This window comes from Corynebacterium sp. UBA2622 (assembly GCF_002339505.1).
Classification (GTDB): domain Bacteria; phylum Actinomycetota; class Actinomycetes; order Mycobacteriales; family Mycobacteriaceae; genus Corynebacterium.
In genome coordinates, this window is sequence record NZ_DDJO01000014.1 from 1 (window position 1) to 20,299 (window position 20,299).

The 20,299-nt window shown below is 68.4% G+C and carries 17 protein-coding genes and 2 tRNA genes; 12 read left to right on the forward strand and 7 right to left on the reverse strand.

The window, feature by feature from the left end:
* From B3611_RS06475 to B3611_RS06495, 5 genes are all read right to left on the reverse strand, one after another.
* The coding region (locus tag B3611_RS06475; protein WP_291314270.1) for an electron transfer flavoprotein subunit alpha/FixB family protein at positions 1-825 on the reverse strand (825 nt) is incomplete at its 3' end.
* Positions 822-1,610, reverse strand: a complete 789-nt coding sequence (locus tag B3611_RS06480) for an electron transfer flavoprotein subunit beta/FixA family protein (protein WP_291314271.1) — start codon at positions 1,608-1,610, stop codon at positions 822-824. The genes B3611_RS06475 and B3611_RS06480, both read right to left, overlap by 4 nt.
* Before the next feature lie 99 nt (positions 1,611-1,709).
* The gene (locus B3611_RS06485) at positions 1,710-2,498 is read right to left on the reverse strand and encodes an enoyl-CoA hydratase-related protein (protein ID WP_291314272.1); all 789 of its coding nucleotides are present in this window, start codon (positions 2,496-2,498) and stop codon (positions 1,710-1,712) included.
* A gap of 9 nt (positions 2,499-2,507) precedes the next feature.
* Positions 2,508-3,587 carry an NAD(P)H-dependent flavin oxidoreductase gene (locus B3611_RS06490; protein ID WP_291314273.1) on the reverse strand — a complete coding sequence of 360 codons (1,080 nt, stop codon included), beginning with the start codon at positions 3,585-3,587 and terminating at the stop codon, positions 2,508-2,510.
* Positions 3,588-3,990: 403 nt separating this feature from the next.
* Positions 3,991-4,803 (reverse strand): DUF1542 domain-containing protein, encoded by an 813-nt coding sequence (locus B3611_RS06495; protein ID WP_291314274.1) that lies wholly within the window; start codon positions 4,801-4,803, stop codon positions 3,991-3,993.
* 174 nt (positions 4,804-4,977) lie between these two features.
* On the opposite strand from B3611_RS06495, the gene B3611_RS06500 reads away from it, so the two are divergent.
* From B3611_RS06500 to B3611_RS06530, 7 genes are all read left to right on the forward strand, one after another.
* Positions 4,978-5,052, forward strand: a tRNA-Gly gene (locus B3611_RS06500).
* Positions 5,053-5,207: 155 nt separating this feature from the next.
* Positions 5,208-5,281: transfer RNA gene (locus tag B3611_RS06505), tRNA-Pro, on the forward strand.
* A gap of 81 nt (positions 5,282-5,362) precedes the next feature.
* The gene (gene tig / locus B3611_RS06510; protein WP_291314275.1) at positions 5,363-6,730 is read left to right on the forward strand and encodes a trigger factor; all 1,368 of its coding nucleotides are present in this window, start codon (positions 5,363-5,365) and stop codon (positions 6,728-6,730) included.
* A 180-nt stretch (positions 6,731-6,910) separates the two neighbouring features.
* Positions 6,911-7,492: an ATP-dependent Clp protease proteolytic subunit gene (locus tag B3611_RS06515; RefSeq protein WP_291314276.1), complete on the forward strand. Its 582-nt coding sequence runs from the start codon at positions 6,911-6,913 to the stop codon at positions 7,490-7,492.
* 27 nt (positions 7,493-7,519) lie between these two features.
* Complete coding sequence (locus B3611_RS06520; RefSeq protein ID WP_291314317.1) at positions 7,520-8,146, forward strand: ATP-dependent Clp protease proteolytic subunit; 627 nt, start codon at positions 7,520-7,522, stop codon at positions 8,144-8,146.
* Positions 8,147-8,489: 343 nt separating this feature from the next.
* Entirely contained in the window at positions 8,490-9,533 is a 1,044-nt protein-coding gene (locus tag B3611_RS06525; protein WP_291314277.1) for a YibE/F family protein, read from the forward strand.
* Positions 9,517-10,848, forward strand: a complete 1,332-nt coding sequence (locus B3611_RS06530) for a hypothetical protein (protein ID WP_291314278.1) — start codon at positions 9,517-9,519, stop codon at positions 10,846-10,848. Before B3611_RS06525 ends, B3611_RS06530 begins: the two co-directional genes overlap by 17 nt.
* Here B3611_RS06530 and B3611_RS06535 read toward each other — a convergent pair.
* The gene (locus B3611_RS06535; protein WP_291314279.1) at positions 10,845-11,627 is read right to left on the reverse strand and encodes an alpha/beta fold hydrolase; all 783 of its coding nucleotides are present in this window, start codon (positions 11,625-11,627) and stop codon (positions 10,845-10,847) included. The genes B3611_RS06530 and B3611_RS06535 overlap by 4 nt on opposite strands.
* Positions 11,628-11,928: 301 nt before the next feature.
* Here B3611_RS06535 and clpX point away from each other — a divergent pair, with 301 nt between their 5' ends.
* Complete coding sequence (gene clpX / locus B3611_RS06540) at positions 11,929-13,206, forward strand: ATP-dependent Clp protease ATP-binding subunit ClpX (RefSeq protein ID WP_291314280.1); 1,278 nt, start codon at positions 11,929-11,931, stop codon at positions 13,204-13,206.
* 30 nt (positions 13,207-13,236) lie between these two features.
* Here the strand turns inward: clpX and B3611_RS06545 are convergent, their stop codons facing one another.
* Positions 13,237-14,034, reverse strand: coding sequence for a TetR/AcrR family transcriptional regulator (locus B3611_RS06545; protein ID WP_291314281.1), 798 nt, complete (start codon positions 14,032-14,034; stop codon positions 13,237-13,239).
* 370 nt (positions 14,035-14,404) lie between these two features.
* Between B3611_RS06545 and B3611_RS06550 the strand changes: the two genes are divergently transcribed.
* From B3611_RS06550 to B3611_RS06565, 4 genes are all read left to right on the forward strand, one after another.
* Positions 14,405-15,403: a malate dehydrogenase gene (locus B3611_RS06550; RefSeq protein WP_291314282.1), complete on the forward strand. Its 999-nt coding sequence runs from the start codon at positions 14,405-14,407 to the stop codon at positions 15,401-15,403.
* A gap of 83 nt (positions 15,404-15,486) precedes the next feature.
* The gene (locus B3611_RS06555; RefSeq protein WP_414646309.1) at positions 15,487-18,231 is read left to right on the forward strand and encodes a valine--tRNA ligase; all 2,745 of its coding nucleotides are present in this window, start codon (positions 15,487-15,489) and stop codon (positions 18,229-18,231) included.
* A complete protein-coding gene (folC, locus tag B3611_RS06560; protein WP_291314284.1) occupies positions 18,232-19,782 on the forward strand; it encodes a bifunctional tetrahydrofolate synthase/dihydrofolate synthase in 1,551 nt (516 codons plus the stop codon).
* Positions 19,779-20,240: a DUF4233 domain-containing protein gene (locus B3611_RS06565; protein WP_291314285.1), complete on the forward strand. Its 462-nt coding sequence runs from the start codon at positions 19,779-19,781 to the stop codon at positions 20,238-20,240. Before folC ends, B3611_RS06565 begins: the two co-directional genes overlap by 4 nt.
* The last annotated feature ends 59 nt before the right edge of the window (positions 20,241-20,299 follow it).

Here is a 20,299-nt window from a genome sequence, read left to right on the forward strand (position 1 = left end):
GTGCTGGATCGCGCCCGAGATGCCCACGCCGATGTAAAGCTTCGGGCTGACGACGACACCTGTCTGGCCAATCTGCGCCTCGTGGGGGACCTGCCCCTCGTCCACGGCGGAGCGGGTGGCGCCGACGGCGGCACCGAGGGCGTCGGCAAGCCCGCCCACGAGCTCCTCAAAGTTGTCGGCGTCACCGAGGGAGACGCCGCCGGCGACGACCGCCTCGGCGGTGGCGAGGTCGGGGCGTGGGGAGGTGTGCTCCATCGGGGTGGCGGACAAGACACGCGCGGCGCGGCGGGCGGTGGGCTCAACGACGATGGTCTCCACGCGGGGCTCGGCCGCCTCAGCGCGGGCGTCGATGGAACCCGGCCGCACGGTCACCACCGGCGCGGAGTGCGTGGCGGCGGCGACGGAGGAGAACGCGCCGCCGTAGTTGGAGTGGTCGGTGACCACGCCCTCCTCGTCGCGGCGCAACCCCACCACGTCGGTGAGCAATGCCTTGCGGTGGCGCACGGAGAAACGGGCGGCGGTGTCGCGCCCGCGGACGGTGTGGGAGAAAACCACCGCGGCGGGGTAGAGGTGGTCGAAGGCGGCCTCGGTGGCGTCGACAAGCGATGCCCCCGTGTTGTCAGCGACGAGCACCCGCGCCGCGCCCATGCGCCCGAGCTCGGCGGCGTTATCTGCGGAGGTGGTGAGCACGACGGGCTCACCGATGGCGCTGGCGGCACCGATCAGTTCTGCCGCGGCGAGGTCGATGCCCGCGCCGTCGTAGGGGGTGTCCGGAACGACGAGGACGGGGCTGGTGGGGCTGGTGGGGCTGGTGGGGGAGGTCATGCGCGGCTCCTTGTCAGAAGGCCCCTGCTCTCGAGGAAGTCGACGAGCTTTCCGGCCGCTTGCGAGTTGCCGTCGATGATCTCCCCGCGCTCCCGGGCGGGGCGGCGGTCGATGGAGACCATGATGGAGCGGGCGCGCGACCAGTCCTCGGCATCGACCCCGAGGTCGGCGAGGGTGAGCGTGTGCAGCTCCTTCTTCTTCGCGGCCATCAGGCCCTTGAAGTTGGGGAAGCGGGCGTTGGGGAACTCGTCCGAAACCGCGACAACTGCCGGAAGCTCCGCCTCGAGCGCGACGGTGGCACCGTCACCCGCCTGGGTGGCGCGCACGGTGGAGCCGTCGACCTCGAGCTCGGTGAGGTTGGACAGGGCGGGGTAATCGAGCAGTTCGCCGAGCAGCGGGGCCATGACGCCACCGCCGCCGTCGGAGGATGCGGTGCCGGCGACCACGAGGTCGTAGTCATGCGCCCGGATCGCCGCAGCCAGCGCCTCCGCGGTGAGGGTGACATCGGCGCCGACGAGGGCGTCGTCGGAAATGATGTACGCCTCGGTGGCACCCATCGCGATGCCCTTGCGGATGCTGCCGGCAGCTGACTCGGGCCCGACGGTAATGAGCTCCACCACCGAGCCCTCGTTCTTCTCCGCGATGCGCAGCGCCGCCTCAACGGCGCGTTCACCCACCTCGTCCGCGACGACATCGCCGGTGCGGTCGGTGAGCCCGGTCTCGAGGTTCATCTCGCGGTCGCTGTACGTGTCCGGGACTTCCTTCAGCAACACGGCTATGCGCATCGCGGCTCCTTTACTCGACGCTTGCTAGGCGTATTCGCCTTACGACGCCCAGATTCTACCGCCCGGGGACGCCACCGCGTCCGGCGGGTGACCCGCCGCTCAGCGGAAACGTGGCGGCCGGTGCTCGATGAACGCGGCGACGCCCTCGGCGTGCTCGGGGGTGCCCAGCAACCGGGTCTGCACGGCCGCCTCCGTCTCCAGGGCCTGCGGGAGCTGCGCCAGGCTGGCGCGGTTGACCGCCGCCTTGGTCCGGGCGAGTGCCTCGCGGGGCGAGGCGGCGAAACCTCGGGTGATCTCCACGGCCCGTTCACGGGCACCCGCTGCGACCTCCGCGACCAGCCCGTACTGCCGGGCCTGCTCGGCGGGGATGCGCGAGTGCAGGAGGGCCATCTGCATCGCCCGGTGGCGGCCCACGGAAGCGCTGAGCGTGGCCACCGCGCCGCCGTCCGGCATGAGGCCGATGGCGGTGAAGGGGATGGTGAAGAACGCGCTCTCGCCGGCGACGATGAGGTCGCAGAGGAAACACAGCGATGCGCCGATGCCGGCGCACGCCCCCTCGACGGCGGCTATGACGGGTACAGGCGCCCGGGTGATCGCGGTGGCCATGTACTCGATATCCACCATCGTTTCTACGACGCCGGGCTCACCGGGCACGTCCACCCCGGAGAAGGCGGCGAGGTCCATGCCGGAACTGAATGCGGCGCTGTCGCCGGTGATGACGACACCGCGAATGCCGGGGTCGTTGCCGGCGGAGCGCACGAGGTCACCGATTACCCGGTAGGACTCCGGCTCCAACGCGTTGCGTTTCGCGGGGTTGGCGATCGTGATGGCCGCGACCGGCCCGTCGACGGTGGCCGAGATGATGCCGCGGGCGAGGGAGGTGTCCACGTGGGCCGCCTACTGCGCCACGAAACCGGCGAGGCGGGACTGGATGATCTCCACGGCCTCGTCCACGATGCGCGGCAGCAGCTCGGCGCAGGTGGGGATGTCCTTGATCAGGCCCTGGCACTGGCCGACCGTCCAGATGCCCGCCTCGACATCTCCGGTCTCGTAGACTTGGCGCCCGCGCGCGCCCGCGACGAGGTCGCGGATCTCGGGGAACTGCGCACCCTGGTTGAGCTTTTCCACCACCTCGCGGGACACGCCGTTGGTGGCCACGCGGGAGGTGTTGTTCAGGGTGCGCAAAATGAGCTCCGTGTCGCGCTCGGTGCGGTTGACGATCTCCTCCTTGACCTTGCGGTGCACGGGGGCCTCCTCGGTGCAGAGGAAGCGGGTGCCCATGTTGACGCCCTCCGCCCCGAGGGCGAGCGCGGCGGCGAGCCCGCGGCCGTCCGCGATGCCACCGGACGCGACGAAGGGGACGTTCAGGTGGTCAGCGGCGGCCGGCATGAGGATCAGGCCCGGGACGTCGTCCTCGCCCGGGTGTCCCGCGCACTCGAAACCGTCGATGGAGAGGATGTCCACGCCCTTGCTCTGGGCGCTGATCGCGTGGCGCACGGAGGTGCACTTGTGGATCACCGTGACCCCCGCCTCCTTGAGCGTGGGCACGAAGTCCGCCGGGTTGGCCCCGGCCGTCTCGACGATCTTCACGCCCTTCTCCACCGCCACGCGCAGGTACTCGGCGTAGGGCGGCGGGGTGATCGTCGGCAGGATGGTCAGGTTGACTCCGAAGGGCTTGTCCGTCATCTCCCTGCAGCGGTCGATCTCCTTGCCCAGGTCCTCCGGCGTCGGTTGCGTCAGCGACGTGAGAATGCCCAGCCCGCCCGCGTTCGACACTGCGGAGGCGAGCTCCGCCTTGCCCACCCATTGCATGCCGCCCTGGATGATCGGGTGCTCGATGCCGAGCATGTCGGTGATTCGTGTGTTCAGGTGAGCCATGGCGGGGCCTTTCCGTGGGTCGGGTCGCGTTTTACTGCGCCGTGGATTGAGCGATACTTCAGGGTATCCAGGCGATGTGAGCCACGCAACTATTCGCATGTCCAAGCGCGCAGTGTTACATTTTCGCTTATCGACGCACAAAAAGACGCAGGCGGGGAGCCTGCGTCTTTGCGTGGAGTGGGGGCGGGCTCACCCGCGTCACCACGGACGCGACTCAGCCCCCGAGTGCCAGCTGAACCTCACGCGGCTGCCAAGCGGGTCGCCCCCCTCGGTCCCGTCCGGCGGGAGGGTGGCGGCCAACTCCGGGAACATGTTGTTGTAGAGCAGCTTGTCATCGAGGGGCCAGACCCCGTTTCCTCGGCGCGTTTCCTCGGCGCGCTCCCGGGACCGGGAGGAGTACCAGCCGGCCGGAGGGGCGGCCCCTAGAGCTAAATCGGAGCGACGAAAGCAATACCGTAGCAATACCGTCACGCTTACACGGAAAAAGCCTGCGGAGGTGGTGTTAGAAGTCGAATCCCCCGAAGTCGAAGCCCCCGTCGCCCCCGAAGTCGAACCCGCCGCCGTCGCCGAAGAAACCGTCGTCGCCGCCGCCCATGTCGCCGCCGAAGTCCCCGCCGTCCGCATCGCCGAAGTCTCCGCCGCCCATGTCACCGGCGTCGCCGCCGAAGTCACCCGCCGCGAACTCCTGGCCGCTGGGTACGCCCGCCATTCCCGCGAACATGGAGGAATAGAGCATCATCGAGCTGGCGGCCCACATGCCCGTCATCATGGCCGGGGCCCACCACGCGGCCGAGTACCAGCCGGCCGGGACCGGCCGTCCCGCCACGGCACCGCCGGGGTAGTAGTGCGGGGTGCGGTCGGTGGCGTAGGGGGATGCGGTGATGGTGCTGCCGTCGTCCTCGCGGATCGTGCGCTCCTCGGTCACCCGGCCCGCCTTGCGCTGGCCCTCCAGCTCGGGGAGCTGGGGGCCGGCCGGCATGCCCATGATCTCGCGGGCCGCGTTGACGTAGTGCAGGCCCTCCAGCGCTGCCTCGCGGGCGAGCTGGGCCTGGCGCACCGTGCGGGCCTCGCTCAGGGCCGCGGAGGCGGCGTTGAAGCGCTCGCTCGCGTCGGCCATCGCCTGGGAGGAGGCGGTGTCGTTGCCGGAGATGTTGAGGACCTGCGATCCGAGACGGTCGGTCCAGTGCCGGGCGTCCGCGAGGGCGTCATCAAGGCTCTGCTGGTCGAGCTGCTTGCGTGAGCCCGTGGCGCGGCGGTTGTTGATCATGTAGCTCGCGCCGAAGCCGAGTCCGATGAGGAGGAGAAGTGTGAGCACGGTGGGAAATACCTTCCTGGTTGGGGCGAATGTTCTGCCCGGGTTTCTCACAGGATCAACGGGGAAGGCGGGTGCTTTGTTCCGTGGGGGTCCGGTGGGGAGGCGAAAATTGTTTTGGCGGCGGGGAGGCGATGGGATAAAGTGGTGGAAGCGCTGACGCAGTCAGGGCGCTGTGGGAATGTCGTATAGTGGCTAATACCTCAGCCTTCCAAGCTGAAGACGCGGGTTCGATTCCCGTCATTCCCTCCAGATGTGGCCGGCCCCCCAGGGGCCGGTTTTTTCGTGGGCGGCCTGGGTGCGAGGGGTGGCGGGACAGCAGCATCCGGCCCCCATCCGAAGTCGTGTTCCACGCCCACGCTACAATCGGTTGCCGGTGAGCCAGCCACGGCTTGCTGCCCGGAAAACGGGGCGTGGCGCAGCTTGGTAGCGCACCTGCTTTGGGAGCAGGGGGTCGCAGGTTCAAATCCTGTCGCCCCGACAAAGGAAAGGCCCGCTAGCGATAGCGGGCCTTGCCGCCGACACAGACTTAACATCTACCCGATCATTACAGGAGTTACCCGTGAAGACTTCCGTCGATAAGCTCAGCGACACCCGCGTGAAGCTGACCGTCAACGTTCCGTTCGACGAGCTCGGCAAGGAAATCGACCAGGCCTACGCCGCGATCTCGCAGCAGGTGAACATCCCCGGATTCCGCCGTGGCAAGGCCCCGCGCCAGCTTATCGACGCCCGGATCGGCCGCGGCCCCATCCTCGAGCAGGTCGTCAACGACATGCTGCCGACCCGCTACGAGCAGGCCGTCGTCGAGAACGACCTGAACCCGCTGGGCCAGCCGGAGATCGAGATCACGAAGATCGAGGACAACGACGTCGTCGAGTTCACCGCCGAGGTCGACGTCCGCCCCGAGATTGAGGTGCCGGACTTCTCCGACATTTCCGTGACCGTCCCGGCCGTGTCCGTCGACGACGCCGCCGTGGACGAGGAGCTGGAGAACCTGCGGGGTCGCTTCGGCGAGCTGCAGGAGACCAAGCGCAAGCTCAAGACCGGTGACTACGCGGTGATTGATCTCGACGCCGAGGTTGACGGCGAGAAGGTCGAGGACGCCTCCACCGAGGGCCTGTCCTACGAGGTCGGCTCCGACGACCTGATCAAGGGCCTCGACAAGGCCCTGCGCGGCATGAAGGCCGGCGAGGAGAACGAGTTCACCGCCAAGCTCATGCACGGCGAGCACAAGGACAAGGAAGCCACCGTGAAGGTGCGCGTCCAGCAGACCAAGGAGCGCAAGCTCCCGGAGCTCGACGACGACTTCGCCCAGATGGCCTCCGAGTTCGACACCGTCGAGGAGCTGCGCGAGTCCACCCGCGGCCAGTTGGAGGAGTCGAAGAAGGCTCAGCAGGCCGCCGACATCCGCGACGAGGTGCTGAAGGCGGCCCTCGCCAAGTCCGAGTTCGCCCTGCCGGAGTCCATCGTCGAGGAGCAGGTCCACAACAGCCTCCACCAGATCCTGGGCCAGCTCGCCCACGACGAGAACGCGCTTGCGCAGCTGCTCGAGGCGCAGGGCACCACCCGCGAGGAGTTTGACAAGCAGTCCCGCGAGCAGGCTGAGGAGTCCGTGCGCACCCAGCTCTTCCTGGATGCCGTGGCCGACAAGGAGCAGCCGGAGGTCTCCCAGCAGGAGCTCACCGACCACATCCTGTTCACCGCGCAGTCCTACGGGATGGACCCGAACCAGTTCGTCGCGCAGCTGCAGCAGTCCGGCCAGATCGCGAACCTCTTCGCCGACGTTCGCCGCGGCAAGGCGCTGGCCGCCGCCATCTCCCGCACCTCCGTCAAGGACGAGAACGGCGCCGAGATCGACCCGAACGAGTTCTTCGGTGACATCGAGGACGAAGACACCACTTCCGGGGACACCACCGCCGAGGACAAGTAGCGCCTCGCCCGACCGGCCCGCCCAGGAAGAACCCGGGCGGGCCTTTTTGGCGTCGTCAAGCGCGCTGCGTGGCGCAACTTTTGCGCTCGTACGCCGGTAGCGAACACGGTCCATCCCGCAGCGGAGCCCGAGTAGTGTGGTGGCATTGTCCGAAGAACTGATTAGTAAAAGGAGCTCACAATGACCACTCCGCAACCCGGTCTCAACCTCGGCGACTCCGTCTACGAGCGCCTGCTGCGCGAGCGCATTATCTTCCTCGGCCAGCAGGTCGACGACGACATCGCCAACAAGCTCTGCGCCCAGATCCTGCTGCTCTCCGCGGAAGATCCGACGCGCGACATCTCGCTCTACATCAACTCGCCGGGCGGCTCCGTCACCGCCGGCATGGCGATTTACGACACGATGAAGTACTCGCCGTGCGACATCGCCACCTACGGCATGGGCCTGGCGGCATCGATGGGCCAGTTCCTGCTCTCCGGCGGCACCAAGGGCAAGCGCTACGCCCTGCCGCACGCGCGCATCATGATGCACCAGCCCTCCGCGGGCGTCGGCGGCACCGCGGCCGACATCGCCATCCAGGCCGAGCAGTTCGCCCAGACCAAGCGCGAGATGGCGGAGCTGATCGCGGAGCACACGGGCCAGACCTTCGAGCAGGTGACCAAGGACTCCGACCGCGACCGCTGGTTCACCGCCCGCGAGGCCCAGGAGTACGGCATCGTCGACCACGTGATCATGCACGCCCAGGGCGAGATCTCCAACTAACCAGAACTGAGCAGAAGAGGAGCACACCTGCACATGTCTTTCCAAATGCCTAACTCCCGTTACGTCCTGCCGCAGTTCCTGGAGGAGACCTCCTTCGGCACCAAGCAGATCGACCCCTACGGCAAGCTTTTCGAGGAGCGCATCGTCTTCCTCGGCACCCAGGTCGACGACACCTCGGCCAACGACGTCATGGCCCAGCTGCTGGTCCTCGAGTCCCAGGACCCGGACCGCGACATCACCATGTACATCAACTCCCCGGGCGGGTCCTTCACCGCGCTGATGGCGATCTACGACACCATGCAGTACGTCCGACCCGACGTGCAGACCGTCTGCCTGGGCCAGGCCGCCTCCGCCGCCGCGGTGATCCTCGCCGCCGGCGCCCCGGGCAAGCGCGCCGCGCTGCCGAACTCGCGCGTGCTGATCCACCAGCCGGCAACGCAGGGCACGCAGGGCCAGGTGTCCGACCTGGAGATCCAGGCCGCCGAGATCGAGCGCATGCGCCGCCTGATGGAGGACACCCTGTCCGAGCACACGGGCCGCACCGCGGAGCAGATCCGCATCGACACCGACCGCGACAAGATCCTTACGGCGCAGGAGGCTGTCGAGTACGGCATCATCGACCAGGTCTTCGACTACCGCAAGCTGAACCGCTAGCCACGGTCGCAACCGCACCCGCCTCCCCGCCACGGGGATGGCGGGTTTTTGCTGTGCGCTTATCGACGCCCCGCCGCCCGCTCCGGGGCGTATGCCGTTATTATTGACAACGATTGTCATTAGAAAGGCCCTGTAGCTGAGGGAGAGTGGTGAAATGGGTCGTCATGCCGCGACCGAAGGGGGTGGTAACCTCGCGTAGAGGATCCTCGCTGCCGCGCTGGCCGCGGCTTTCGCGCTCACCGTTGTGGGGCTCGCGGTCCTGTGGCCGCGCGGGGAGGCGCCCCGCCCGGCACCCGGTTTCGCTGCGTCGCAGGCGGTGGCGGTGGAGGCCGTGAGGGGCCAGGTGACGGACGCATTTCCTTCCGGGTGCTCCTCGCCCGTGGTGGGGCGGGTGTTCGACGCTGACTCCCTGCCGCACATCCCCCGGGACGGGGAGTGCTCCACCGCCCTCGTGCGGATCGGGGAGGGCCCGGACACCGGGCGCACCGCCGTGCTGCAGACATCCGGGCAGGCGGGTGAGCCCGCGCTTGTGCGCGGCGACCGCGTCCTCCTCGGCGGCGGCTCGTCCGCGGACGGGGTTGCAACGTACGGGTTTCTGGACATGGATCGCGCCGTGCCCCTGTGGGCGTGGCTCGCCGCGACGGCGGCGGTCATTGCGGGCGCGGCCGCCTGGCACGGGGTGCGCGCCCTCGTCGGGCTTGCCCTCTCCCTCGGCCTGGTCGGGGTGTTCCTCGTTCCCGCGCTCCTGCGGGGCGGGCCTCCCGTGCCGCTGGCCGTGGTCACGGGAGCCGCGATCCTCTTCCCGGTGATGTTCCTGGTTCACGGGGTGAACTGGAAGGCCGCGGCGGCGCTCGGGGGAACCCTGGTTTCCCTGGCGGCGTCGGCCGGCCTCGCGCGCGCCGCGATAGGCACGGCGCATCTTCGGGGACTGGGTGATGACTCCAACCTGCTCATTCAGCTCTACCTGCCCTCTGTGAGCGTGACCGGGCTCATGCTCGCGGGTTTCATCATCGGTACGCTTGGCGCGCTCAACGACGCCACCGTCGCGCAGGCCTCCACGGTCGCGGAGCTTGCCGGCGCCCACCCCCGCGCCCGCCCCACAACCCTCTTCGCCTCGGCTATGCGGGTGGGGCGCGACCACATCGCCTCCATGGTCTACACGCTCGTGCTGGCCTACATCGGCGCGGCCCTGCCGATGACGCTGCTGCTGGCGGCCGTGAACCGCCCGCTCACGCAGGTCCTCGCCTCCGACGTCGTCGCCACCGAACTGCTCCGCTCTGCGGTCGGGGCGCTCGGGCTGACTCTGGCGGTGCCCGTAACGACGGTCATCGCCGCCCTCACAGCTTCCCCGGGGCGGTTAGGATCGCCCCATGAGGCTCATCGCTAGCTCGCAGGCTGTTCTCGAGGCGGGCGTGCCCGCCGACCTCGCCGAAGAGATCTTCTCGGCCGCCGAGAAAGTGCTGGCGGTGTCCCCGAAATCGCCGCGCGGCGACCGGGTCCTTGTGGTGGTCGGAAATTCGCCATACGCTGCGGCGACACTCGCGGCGGCGGAATCCCTGGCCCGCGCGGGCCATCCCGTCGATGTCGTCGGCCCAGCCGGTGGAGAAACACGCCAGCTTGACGACGTCCCCTCCTGCGACGGGTACCGCCTGATCATCGAGTCGTTGGGACCCTCCGCCCTGACGGATGCCCAGGCCGCCCTGTTCGGGCAGGCCCAGTGGGGTGCCCACGTGGTGTCGGTGGGGACACCAGCCGGCATCGATCCCGACACGGCCGCCGACGCGGGGACGCGCGTGGTCAGGTCGGAGGACCCGAACACTCCCGATGAGGACTACTGGTTCGTCCGGGTCCCGGTCTACGCGCGCGCCGACGTGACGGTTGCCCCACGTGCGATGGTCAGCGCCCACGCCCTGCACTCCGCGAGCGGGCAGGTCATCATCGTCGCAGGCGCTGACGGGAAGCGCGCTGAACCGGATCTGTTGGGCCAGTACGAGCGCTACGCCCAGGGGAAGAACCCGCTGGACACTCGGCTGGGGGCTGCGGCATTTCTTCCTGACACAGTCGACCCGCGCGCCTCGGTGGCCATCGCGGACGGGGCACCCGTCGGCCGCCTGCGGGCGAAAGCCGCGCTTCGGGAGGGCGCCGGCGCGGTGCTCATCGACGCTGACATTCCGGGTAGCTGCGCTTACGGCCCCGCCCGGATCCACGTGCGCGGCGACGAGATTTCGGGTCAGTTTGGCCGGGTCCTCCTGGTCGACGGTCTCTCCCGCGACCAGGCCCTGCACAGGGGCTGGGAGGAAAAGGCCGTGATTGTCGTGCCGGGGGAGCGCACCCTCGTGGTCCAGCCGCTCCTGCACGCGGAGCGGGACACCGACAGCGGTGTTCCCGGCGTCCCACCCGGGATTTGGACCGTCCACGATGCGGGCGTGCAGTGGGTTGACACCCCGGGTGGCCGGGACGTGCTGATCGGAATGATGGCCTCATCGCTGGCCCGAATGGAGGTATCGTACGAAACGTTCCTGGCGGATCACCCGCGGGTCGCGGCCGAGGAGGAGAGGTGCGGGGCATCCCCGGACGACGCCGTTGCCCTCTACGCGGTCGCCGCGGCCCTCGCCGCCGACGGTGCCCCCACCACGGCAGGGGACATTATCCGGGCCATTCCGGACGCGTGGCGGGAGTGCAACCGCCGTCTACGGGCCTAGGCGTTGAGGAAACGGGTCAGCGCGGCGTTGAAATCGGCCGGGTTTTCCACCGCCACCTGGTGCGAGCCGGGAGAGACAATAACCGACTCCGCGGGGCCGGACACGCCTGCGGCGATCTTCTCCAGCTGCTCGGGCCCGGTGGACGGGTCGTCGCGGCCGGCGATGGTGAGCACCGGGCAGGTGATCTCGCCCAGGCGGTGCCCGAAATCCCAGCCCGCCAGCGCGTCGCCGTTCTGGGCGAATCCCTCGGCGTCGATGCCGAGGATCATGCTGCGCACGCGGTCGGCCTCGCCGGAGTGGGCGGTTCGGAAGGGCTCGGTGAACCAGTTCTCCACCATGCCGTCGGCAAGCGCTCCCATGCCCTTCTCCCGGGCGATCGCGGTGCGCTTCCGCCACCGCTCCTCGCCGCCGAGGAAAGTCGCCGTGGCGCAGATGGCGGCGCGCGTCACGCGCGGGGAGGTGGCGGCGAGGTACTGGGCGAGCGCCCCGCCCAGCGAAAGCCCCACGACGGCGAAGGAACCCACGCCCAGCCCGTCAAGGGTGGCGAGGACGTTCGCGGCAAGGTCGTCGACGGTGGTTTCACCCGGGGCGGCGTCCGATCGCGGTGAGGAACCGTGGCCGAGGTGGTCGAGGGCGATCACCCGGTGGGTGCCCTCGAGGGCCGGAATCTGCTTCTCCCAGATCTCGCGGGTGGTGGCAATGGATCCGAGGAGGACCACAACGTTGTCGTTGGACGGGTCTCCGAACTCCTCTGCGTTGAGGATGGTCGTGTGTGCCATGGGTGCTCCTTCTTATTCGTTGTCGCTGGCGGGCGGCCGTCGCGGGAAAAGGCTGTGCCATGAAGTATGGTGGGTCTCCACGTCCACGGGCCCGCCGGCCGCAGGGTTCCATTGTCCCCCTAACGGTGCCGCCGTGCCGCGGGGAGTGTGCGGGGTGCACCGGGGGAGGGAATACCCGGTCTGTGCGGGGCGTTGCGCGGACTACCGCCGGTGCGCGCCCCACGCCGGGCCCGTGGCCACTAGAATCCGGGAAAGACCCGTTCAGGTGCCGAGATCGTAGAAGCTGGAGTACATCACTTACATGGCAGTCACTCAAGACAGTTCCGACCTGCTCAAGTGCTCGTTCTGCGGGAAGAGCCAGAAGCAGGTGCGCAAGCTCATCGCCGGCGGCGGTGTCTACATCTGCGACGAGTGCATCGAACTGTGCAACGAAATCATCGAGGAGGAGCTCTCCGGTTCCGAGGGCTCGCAGTCCCCCGAGGAGGACCGGTTGCCCCGCCCGTCCGAGATCACCTCGTTCCTCGACCAGTACGTGATCGGCCAGGACGCCGCGAAGCGCACTCTTGCCGTGGCGGTCTACAACCACTACAAGCGCATCCGGGCCGAGTCTCTGGCCGGTGCGGGACGCAAGCGTGACGACGACGTGGAGATCGCCAAATCCAACATCCTCCTGCTCGGGCCCACGGGCTCCGGCAAGACCTACCTCGCCCAGACGCTGGCCCGCATGCTCAACGTGCCCTTCGCCATTGCGGACGCCACGAGCCTGACCGAGGCCGGCTACGTGGGCGAGGACGTGGAGAACATCCTTCTCAAGCTGCTGCAGGCCGCGGACTTCGACGTCAACCGCGCCCAGAACGGCATCATCTACGTCGACGAGGTGGACAAGATTTCGCGGAAGTCGGAGAACCCGTCCATCACCCGTGACGTCTCCGGCGAGGGAGTGCAGCAGGCTCTGCTGAAGATACTCGAGGGCACCGTCGCCTCCGTCCCGCCGCAGGGCGGGCGCAAGCACCCGAACCAGGAGTTCATCCAGCTGGACACGACGAACATCCTTTTCATCGTGGCCGGCGCCTTCGCGGGCCTGGACAAGGTCATCGCGGAGCGGGTGGGCAAGAAGGGCATCGGCTTCGGCGCCGAAATCGACTCGAAGAGCAAGCGCGACGAGGCGAACCTTCTCGCGCAGGTGCAGCCCGGTGACCTGGTGAAGTTCGGGCTCATCCCCGAGTTCATCGGCCGCCTGCCGATCCTCGCCAACGTGGAGGACCTCGACCGCGCCTCCCTCGTGCGCGTGCTGAAGGAACCGAAGAATTCACTGGTCAAGCAGTACGAGCGGCTCTTCGCCATGGACGGGGCCCGGCTCACGCTCACCGACGAGGCCCTCGGCCTGATCGCGGACAAGGCCGCAGAGCGCAAGACGGGCGCGCGCGGCCTGCGCGCGATCATGGAGGAGCTGCTCGTACCCATCATGTACGACCTGCCGGACCGAGACGATGTCGAGGAAGTCGTGGTCACCGGCGCTGTCGTGCGCGGCGAGGCCGACCCGGAGTACGTCGCCAAGAAGGAGCAGAAGTCCGCCTAGGCGCGCACTAGGGTGTCGCCAAGCGGCGCCCTAGTACACGTTGTTGATGTCGTAGACGTCGTCGGCGGAGACCACCGCCTGGACCGGTGCCGGGTCCGGCTCGGCGTAACTCTCGTAGCCGGAGGCGGGGATGTTGGACGTGAGAAACGCGAGCACCGCGTCGATGGTCATGCGGCGCAGGCCCTCGATGTTGCGCTGCGTACGCATGTCGACGCGGGTGATGCGCCAGGCGATCTCGCTGTTGCTCTCCCGGAACATGCACAGGGAGCAGACCATCACGAGGATGTCCTCCGCCGAGATGTCCGGGCGGAAGGCTCCCGAGTCCTGACCGAGCAGAAGGAGGCGCTCGATGTGCAGGACAACCTCCGAGACCTCGTCGATGTCGAGCGTGGATCCCTTGTCGAGCACCGGGTCGAGGTTTTCCCTGATGACCAGACGGGCGGCGTCCGGGTTCTGCAGGAAGCGGTGGAAGATCGCGTCCACGAAGCGGCGCACCCCCTCCACCGGCACCGTGTAGGAACGGTTGAGAACTTCCGGCGGGGGGATGAGAAGGTTCACGGCGCGCGACATGGCGGCTCGGTAGAGCCCCTGTTTGTCGCCGAAGTGGTAGTGGAGCATGCGCTTGGACACACCCGACTCCTCCGAGAGGGTCCCCAGCTTGGTGGGGGCGTAGCCGTCCCGTGCGAAGGCGGTGAGGGCCGCTTCGACGGCGGCTTCCGCGTCGTCGCGTGAACCTCGGGCATCGGGGGTGCCGGCGGAAACCGGGGTGCTCCCCGAGGGTGGAGGGGAACCCGCGCCGCGAACCGGGCTCCGGGGTGAATCGGTCAAGTTGGCTCCTTGGTGCTTGTGAGAAGGGGGCGGCGAGCCCGGTGGGGGCCGGCGACGGCAGGCATCGGGCATCCGCCGATGGCAGGGCTGTACGGTGCGCCCGCTTTTCTCCAATGGTGCACCAATCGGGCGCGGAATGTGGGCGGGGGAACCGATTTTCTCCCTCGATAGGGGGTCTCGGCGCCCCCCGGCGGGTCGTTCCCGCCGGAAAGGGGACCCGGCCCTCCGGAAACCGGGGGTGTTTCCGGGCGGCCAAGGCGACCGGGGGTGTGGTTCCGGGGCCCCGGGCATCCGGTTTTCCCCGGACCGGGCCCGGAGGAAACGTCTATAATTCGATAGAAAAAGCACCCGTCACCCGGAGGTATCAGTCATGGACAACCTACAGACCACTTCAACTGCGCCGGTAAAGGTGACCGTCACCGGTGCCGCCGGCAACATCGCCTACTCCCTGCTCTGGCGCATCGCCTCCGGCGACGTCTTCGGCAAGGACCGCAAGGTCGACCTCACCCTGCTCGAGGTTCCCACGCACGTGGGTGCTACAGAGGGTGTCGCCATGGAGCTCGCGGACTCCGCCTTCCCGCTGGTCAACAATGTCACCGTCACCGACGACCAGAAGAAGGGCTTCGACGGCGTCAACGCGGCCTTCCTCGTCGGCGCGAAGCCCCGCGGCAAGGGCGAGTCCCGGGACGACCTCCTCTCCGCCAACGGCAAGATCTTCATCGGCCAGGGCCGCGCCATCAACGAGGGTGCCGCGGATGATGTCCGCGTGCTCGTGGTGGGCAATCCCGCCAACACCAACGCCTACATCGCCTCGAAGGCTGCCCCGGACGTCCCCGCGGACCGCTTCAACGCCCTGATGCGGCTGGACCACAACCGCAGCGTCTCCATGCTCTCGGACAGGCTGGGCGTGCCCGCGGCGCAGATCAACGGGATGATCGTGTGGGGCAACCACTCCGACACCCAGTTCCCCGACATCGAGTTCCTCACCGTGGGCGGCAGGTCCGTCGTCGGCGACATCGACCGCGGCTGGTACGAGAACGAGTTCATCCCGCGCGTGTCCAAGCGCGGTGCCGAGATCATCGAGGTCCGCGGTCACTCCTCCGCGGCCTCCGCCGCCTCCGCGGCCGTCGACCACATGCGCGACTGGGTGCACGGCTCCAACGGCCGCTGGGTCACGGTCGCCCAGCCGTCGACAGGCGAGTACGGCGTTGACCCGGGGCTGGTCTTCGGCTTCCCGACGGTGGGGAACAACGGCCGCAGCACCATCGTCCCGGGCCTCGACCTCAACGAGTTCCAGCGCTCGCGCATCGACGCCAACATCGAGGCGCTGCGTGCCGAGGCCGCCGTGGCCGACCGCCTCTTCGATTAGACCGCTGCCCCTTGGCCGGGTGGTCGCGAGGGCGGCCCGGAACCCGCTCTCACGCGAGGGCGGGGCGCGTCCGGGCCGACGCTATGATTGTGCGAGTGACCGACCAGACCGAGGGGAAAATTGTGACAGGTAAGAACCGGGCAGACGCGCTGCCGAAGTCCTGGGACCCACAGTCGGTGGAGGCCGACCTATACCAGGGCTGGGTCGACGCGGGCTACTTCACCGCGGACCCGGAAAGCGGCAGGCCGGCGTACTCCATCGTTCTGCCGCCACCGAACGTGACCGGTCAGCTGCACATGGGCCACGCCCTCGACCACACCCTCATGGACGCCCTGGTCCGCCGCAAGCGGATGCAGGGTTACGAGGTGCTGTGGCTGCCCGGCATGGACCACGCGGGCATCGCCACCCAGACCAAGGTCGAGGCCAAGCTCAAGGAAGAGGAGGGCAAGGACCGGTACGACTACGGGCGTGAGGAGTTCGTCGAGCGCGTCTGGGGGTGGAAGAAGCAGTACGGCGGAACCATCACCGGCCAGATGCGCGCCATCGGCGACTCGGTCGACTGGTCCCGCGAACGATTCACCCTCGACGAGGGCCTTTCGCGCGCCGTACAGACGATCTTCAAGCAGCTTTACGACGCCGGGATGATCTACCGGGACTACCGTCTGGTGAACTGGTCGCCGGTGCTCGAGACCGCCGTCTCCGACATCGAGGTCGTGTACAAGGATGTGGACGGCGAATTCGTCTCCCTGCGCTACGGTTCGCTGAACGACGACGAACCGCACCTGGTCGTGGCCACCACCCGGGTCGAAACCATGCTCGGCGACGTCGCCATCGCCGTCCACCCCGACGACGAGCGCTACGCGCACCTGGTCGGCGAGGAGTTCGAGCACCCGCTGCGGCCCGAGCTGACCGTCCGCGTCATCGCCGACGACTACGTGGACATGGAGCTGGGCACCGGCGCGGTGAAGATCACCCCGGCGCACGACCCGAACGACTACGAGATGGGCCTGCGCCACAACCTGGACATGCCCATCATCATGGATGGAAAGGGCCGCATCGCGGACACGGGCACCCGCTTCGACGGCATGAGCCGCGAGGAGGCCCGCGTCGCCGTGCGCGAGGCCCTCGCCGAGCAGGGGCGCATTGTCAAGGAAATCCGCCCGTACGTCCACTCCGTGGGCCACTCCGAGCGTTCCGGGGAGCCGATCGAGCCGCGCCTGTCCCTCCAGTGGTTCGTCAAGGTGGACGAGCTCGCCCGCATGTCCGCCGAGGCGGTTCGCAGCGGCGACACCACGATCCACCCGCAGTCGATGGAGAAACGCTACTTCGACTGGGTGGACAACATGCACGACTGGACCATCTCGCGGCAGCTGTGGTGGGGCCACCGCATCCCGATCTGGTACGGCCCCGACGGCGAGGTCGTGTGTGTCGGGCCCGACGAGGAGCCGCCGGCCGGTTACACCCAGGACCCGGATGTCCTGGACACCTGGTTCTCCTCCGCCCTGTGGCCGTTTTCCACGATGGGCTGGCCCGAAAGCAGCCCGGAGCTGGAGAAGTTCTACCCCACGTCGGTTCTGGTCACCGCCTACGACATCCTGTTCTTCTGGGTCGCGCGCATGATGATGTTCGGCACCTTCGCCGCCTCGCAGACTCCCGAAATCCTGGGGGAGGGGCGCAACGGGCGCCCGCAGGTGCCCTTCACGGACCTCTACCTCCACGGCCTGGTGCGCGACGAGAAGGGGCGCAAGATGTCGAAGTCCCTGGGCAACGGCATCGACCCGATGGACTGGGTGGAGCGCTTCGGTGCCGATGCCCTGCGCTTCGCCCTGGCCCGCGGGGCGAACCCGGGTGTGGACCTGCCCATTGGTGAGGACCACGCGCAGTCCGCCCGCAACTTCGCCACCAAGCTCTTCAACGCCACCAAGTTCGCCCTGATGAACGGCGCGGCCGTCGGCGAGCTGCCGGCGCGCGGGGAGCTCACGGATGCCGACCGCTGGATCCTCGACCGGCTCGAGGAGGTGCGGGCTGGCGTGGACGCGTACCTGGACGACTACCAGTTCGCAAAGGCCAACGAGGACCTCTACCACTTCGCGTGGGACGAGCTGTGCGACTGGTACCTGGAGATCGCCAAAACCCAGATCCCGCGGGATGTGGAATCGGCCTCCGCCGAGGAAAACCGCCGTGGAGAGGCGACCCAACTGGTGCTCGGACGCGTGCTCGACGTGGTCCTGCGGCTGCTGCACCCGACCATGCCCTTTGTCACCGAGGTCCTCTGGACCGCCCTGACGGGGGAGGAGACCGTCACCCGCGCCGCCTGGCCCACCGCCGCGGACACGAACGGCGGGGTCGCGGCGGACCCCGACGCGCGGCGCCGCATCGAGGATGCCGTCAAGCTCATCACCGAGCTGCGGCGCTTCCGCTCCGACCAGGGGGTCAAGCCGAGCCAGAAGGTTCCCGCGACGCTCGATTTCGCCGCCGCGGACCTCGCGGACCAGGAGAACCTGGTGCGCAGCATCGCGCGGGTCGAGGAGCCGGGGGAGGGCTTCGGGGCGTCGGCAAGCGTTGAGGTGCGCCTGAGCCGCGCCACCGTCGACGTGGCGCTGGACACCTCGGGCACGGTGGATGTCGCGGCGGAGCGCAAACGTTTGGAAAAGGAGCTCGCGGCCGCCCGGAAGGAACTTGAGACCACCGGCAAGAAGCTGGGCAACGAGGCGTTCCTGTCCAAGGCCCCCGATGCCGTGGTGGACAAGATCCGTGCCCGGCAGCACGTCGCGCAGGAGGAGCTGGACCGCGTCACCGCCCGGCTCGCGGCCCTGCCGGAGGCCTAGATGGCTGAGGACACGAACGGCCCCGGCGACTTCGACGACATCGAGTTCGAGGAGCTCGACCTCGGCGAGCTTGCCGGCGAGGCCGAGAACTACGACATCACCCTGGAGGAGTCGGGGCTGCGTCTCAACCTTGGCGCGGCGCCCGAGGGGGAGAACGGCCGCGGGGACGGGGCTCCGGTCGAGCGGCCCGTCACCCGCACCGACCTCGAGGAGCTCGCGCGCGTCGAGGCCGAGCTGGCCCTGCGCTGGCCCGAGACGAAGATCGACCCGACGCTCGAACGCGTCGAGATGGTGATGGACGTCCTCGGTGAGCCCCAGATGACCTACAAGGTCATCCACGTCGCGGGCACCAACGGCAAGACCTCCACCGTGCGGATGGTCGATTCGCTCCTGCGCGCCCTGGGACACAGGGTCGGCCGCACCACCAGCCCCCATCTGCAGCAGGTCACCGAGCGCATCGGCATCGATGGCACACCGATTCACCCCGCCGACTTTGTGCGCATCTACCGGGAGATTCTTCCCGCGGTGGAGATGGTCGACGGGCGAACGGGCCAGAAGCTGAGCTACTTCGAGTTCCTCACCTGCATGGCCTTCGCGGCCTTCGCCGACGCCCCCGTCGATGTCGCCGTCATCGAGGTCGGCATGGGCGGGCGATGGGACGCGACGAACGTTGTCGACGCGGACGTGGACGTGATCACCCCCGTCGGCATCGACCACACCGAATACCTGGGTGAGACCATCGCGGAAATCGCGGGGGAGAAGGCCGGTATCGTGCGCAGCCCGGAGGCGGTCACCGTCATCTCCGACCAGGACCCGCAGGCGATGCGGGTGCTCCTGGAGCGCTGCGTGGAGGTCGGCTCCCCGGTCGCCCGTCTCGGCTCCGAGTTCGGCGTGGAGGAGGCCGGGGTGGCCGTCGGCGGGCAGACCCTCACCCTCCAGGGCCTCTCCGGCACGTACGACGGGATTTTCCTCCCCCTGTCAGGGCCGCACCAGGCCCGGAACTCCGCCGTGGCTCTGGCAGCCGTCGAGGCATTCTCCGGTGCCGGGCGCGAGCGACCCCTCGACGCGGACTCCGTGCGCCGGGGCTTCGCGGCCGTGACCTCGCCGGGCCGGCTCGAGCGCGTCCGCGCCACGCCCACGACCTTCATCGATGCAACGCACAACCCGCACGGCGCCCACGCGCTTGCCGACGCCCTCTCCAACGACTTCGACTTCACCCGGCTCATCGGGGTCCTCGGGGTCCTGGGTGACAAGGACGCTGCCGGCATCTTCGCGGCGCTTGAACCGGTGCTGACCGAGGTGGTCATCACCCAGAACTCCTCACCCCGGGCGCGGGACGCCTTCGAGCTCGCGGAGGAGGCGCGCGAGATCTTCGGCGACGAGCGCGTGCATGTCGTCGAGAACCTGCCCGGCGCCTACGAGCTGGCCGTCGAGCTTGCGGAGGACGCCCTCGCCGAGGTGGGAGTGCAGTCCGGCTCGGGAATCATCATCACCGGATCCGTCGTCACCGCCGGTGAGGCGCGAGCACTGTTTGGAAAGGACCCCGCATGAGCCCCAAGAGCGAACCCCCCGTCAGCCCCCTCGGCCTGGGCCACGCCCCCGCGAAGGACCCGATCAAGGGCCTGAGCGGAGTGCTGGCCGGCACGTTGATCATGGAGGCCATCACCATCCTCCTCATCCTGCTGGTGGTGCTGAAGATCGACAACGGTGAGCACTGGACAACCTTCAACTGGGCCTACATCACCGTCATCGGGTTGGCTCACCTGGTGCTCGCCTTCGTGCAGAAGCGTCCCTGGGCCCTGTGGGCCGACCTCGCCCTGCAGGTGCCGCTGATCTTCGGGTTCTTCATCCACTGGTCTGTCTCGGTGGTGGGGATCATGTTCGGCATCGTGTGGTACTTCATCGTGAAGCTGCGCTCGGAGATGGTGCAGCGCATGCGCCGGGGTTACCTGGTCACTCAGCACCTCGGCGTGGCGGGTGAGGGGGAGGCCGAGACCCGCGGGCAGTAGCCCTTTAGTTAGCCCCGGTGAACTGTTTCCGCAGTACACCGGGTTTTTCTATTCGGGGA

What these genes read in the sequence shown, in the direction of transcription:
- B3611_RS06480 (WP_291314271.1), bottom strand. Translation starts at nt 1,610, where the DNA reads ATGCGCATAGCCGTGTTGCTGAAGGAAGTCCCGGACACGTACAGCGAC.
- B3611_RS06490 (WP_291314273.1), bottom strand. Translation starts at nt 3,587, where the DNA reads ATGCGAATAGTTGCGTGGCTCACATCGCCTGGATACCCTGAAGTATCG.
- B3611_RS06515 (WP_291314276.1), top strand. Translation starts at nt 6,911, where the DNA reads ATGACCACTCCGCAACCCGGTCTCAACCTCGGCGACTCCGTCTACGAG.
- B3611_RS06530 (WP_291314278.1), top strand. Translation starts at nt 9,517, where the DNA reads ATGAGGCTCATCGCTAGCTCGCAGGCTGTTCTCGAGGCGGGCGTGCCC.
- B3611_RS06535 (WP_291314279.1), bottom strand. Translation starts at nt 11,627, where the DNA reads ATGGCACACACGACCATCCTCAACGCAGAGGAGTTCGGAGACCCGTCC.
- clpX (WP_291314280.1), top strand. Translation starts at nt 11,929, where the DNA reads ATGGCAGTCACTCAAGACAGTTCCGACCTGCTCAAGTGCTCGTTCTGC.
- B3611_RS06550 (WP_291314282.1), top strand. Translation starts at nt 14,405, where the DNA reads ATGGACAACCTACAGACCACTTCAACTGCGCCGGTAAAGGTGACCGTC.
- B3611_RS06555 (WP_414646309.1), top strand. Translation starts at nt 15,487, where the DNA reads ATGATTGTGCGAGTGACCGACCAGACCGAGGGGAAAATTGTGACAGGT.
- folC (WP_291314284.1), top strand. Translation starts at nt 18,232, where the DNA reads ATGGCTGAGGACACGAACGGCCCCGGCGACTTCGACGACATCGAGTTC.
- B3611_RS06565 (WP_291314285.1), top strand. Translation starts at nt 19,779, where the DNA reads ATGAGCCCCAAGAGCGAACCCCCCGTCAGCCCCCTCGGCCTGGGCCAC.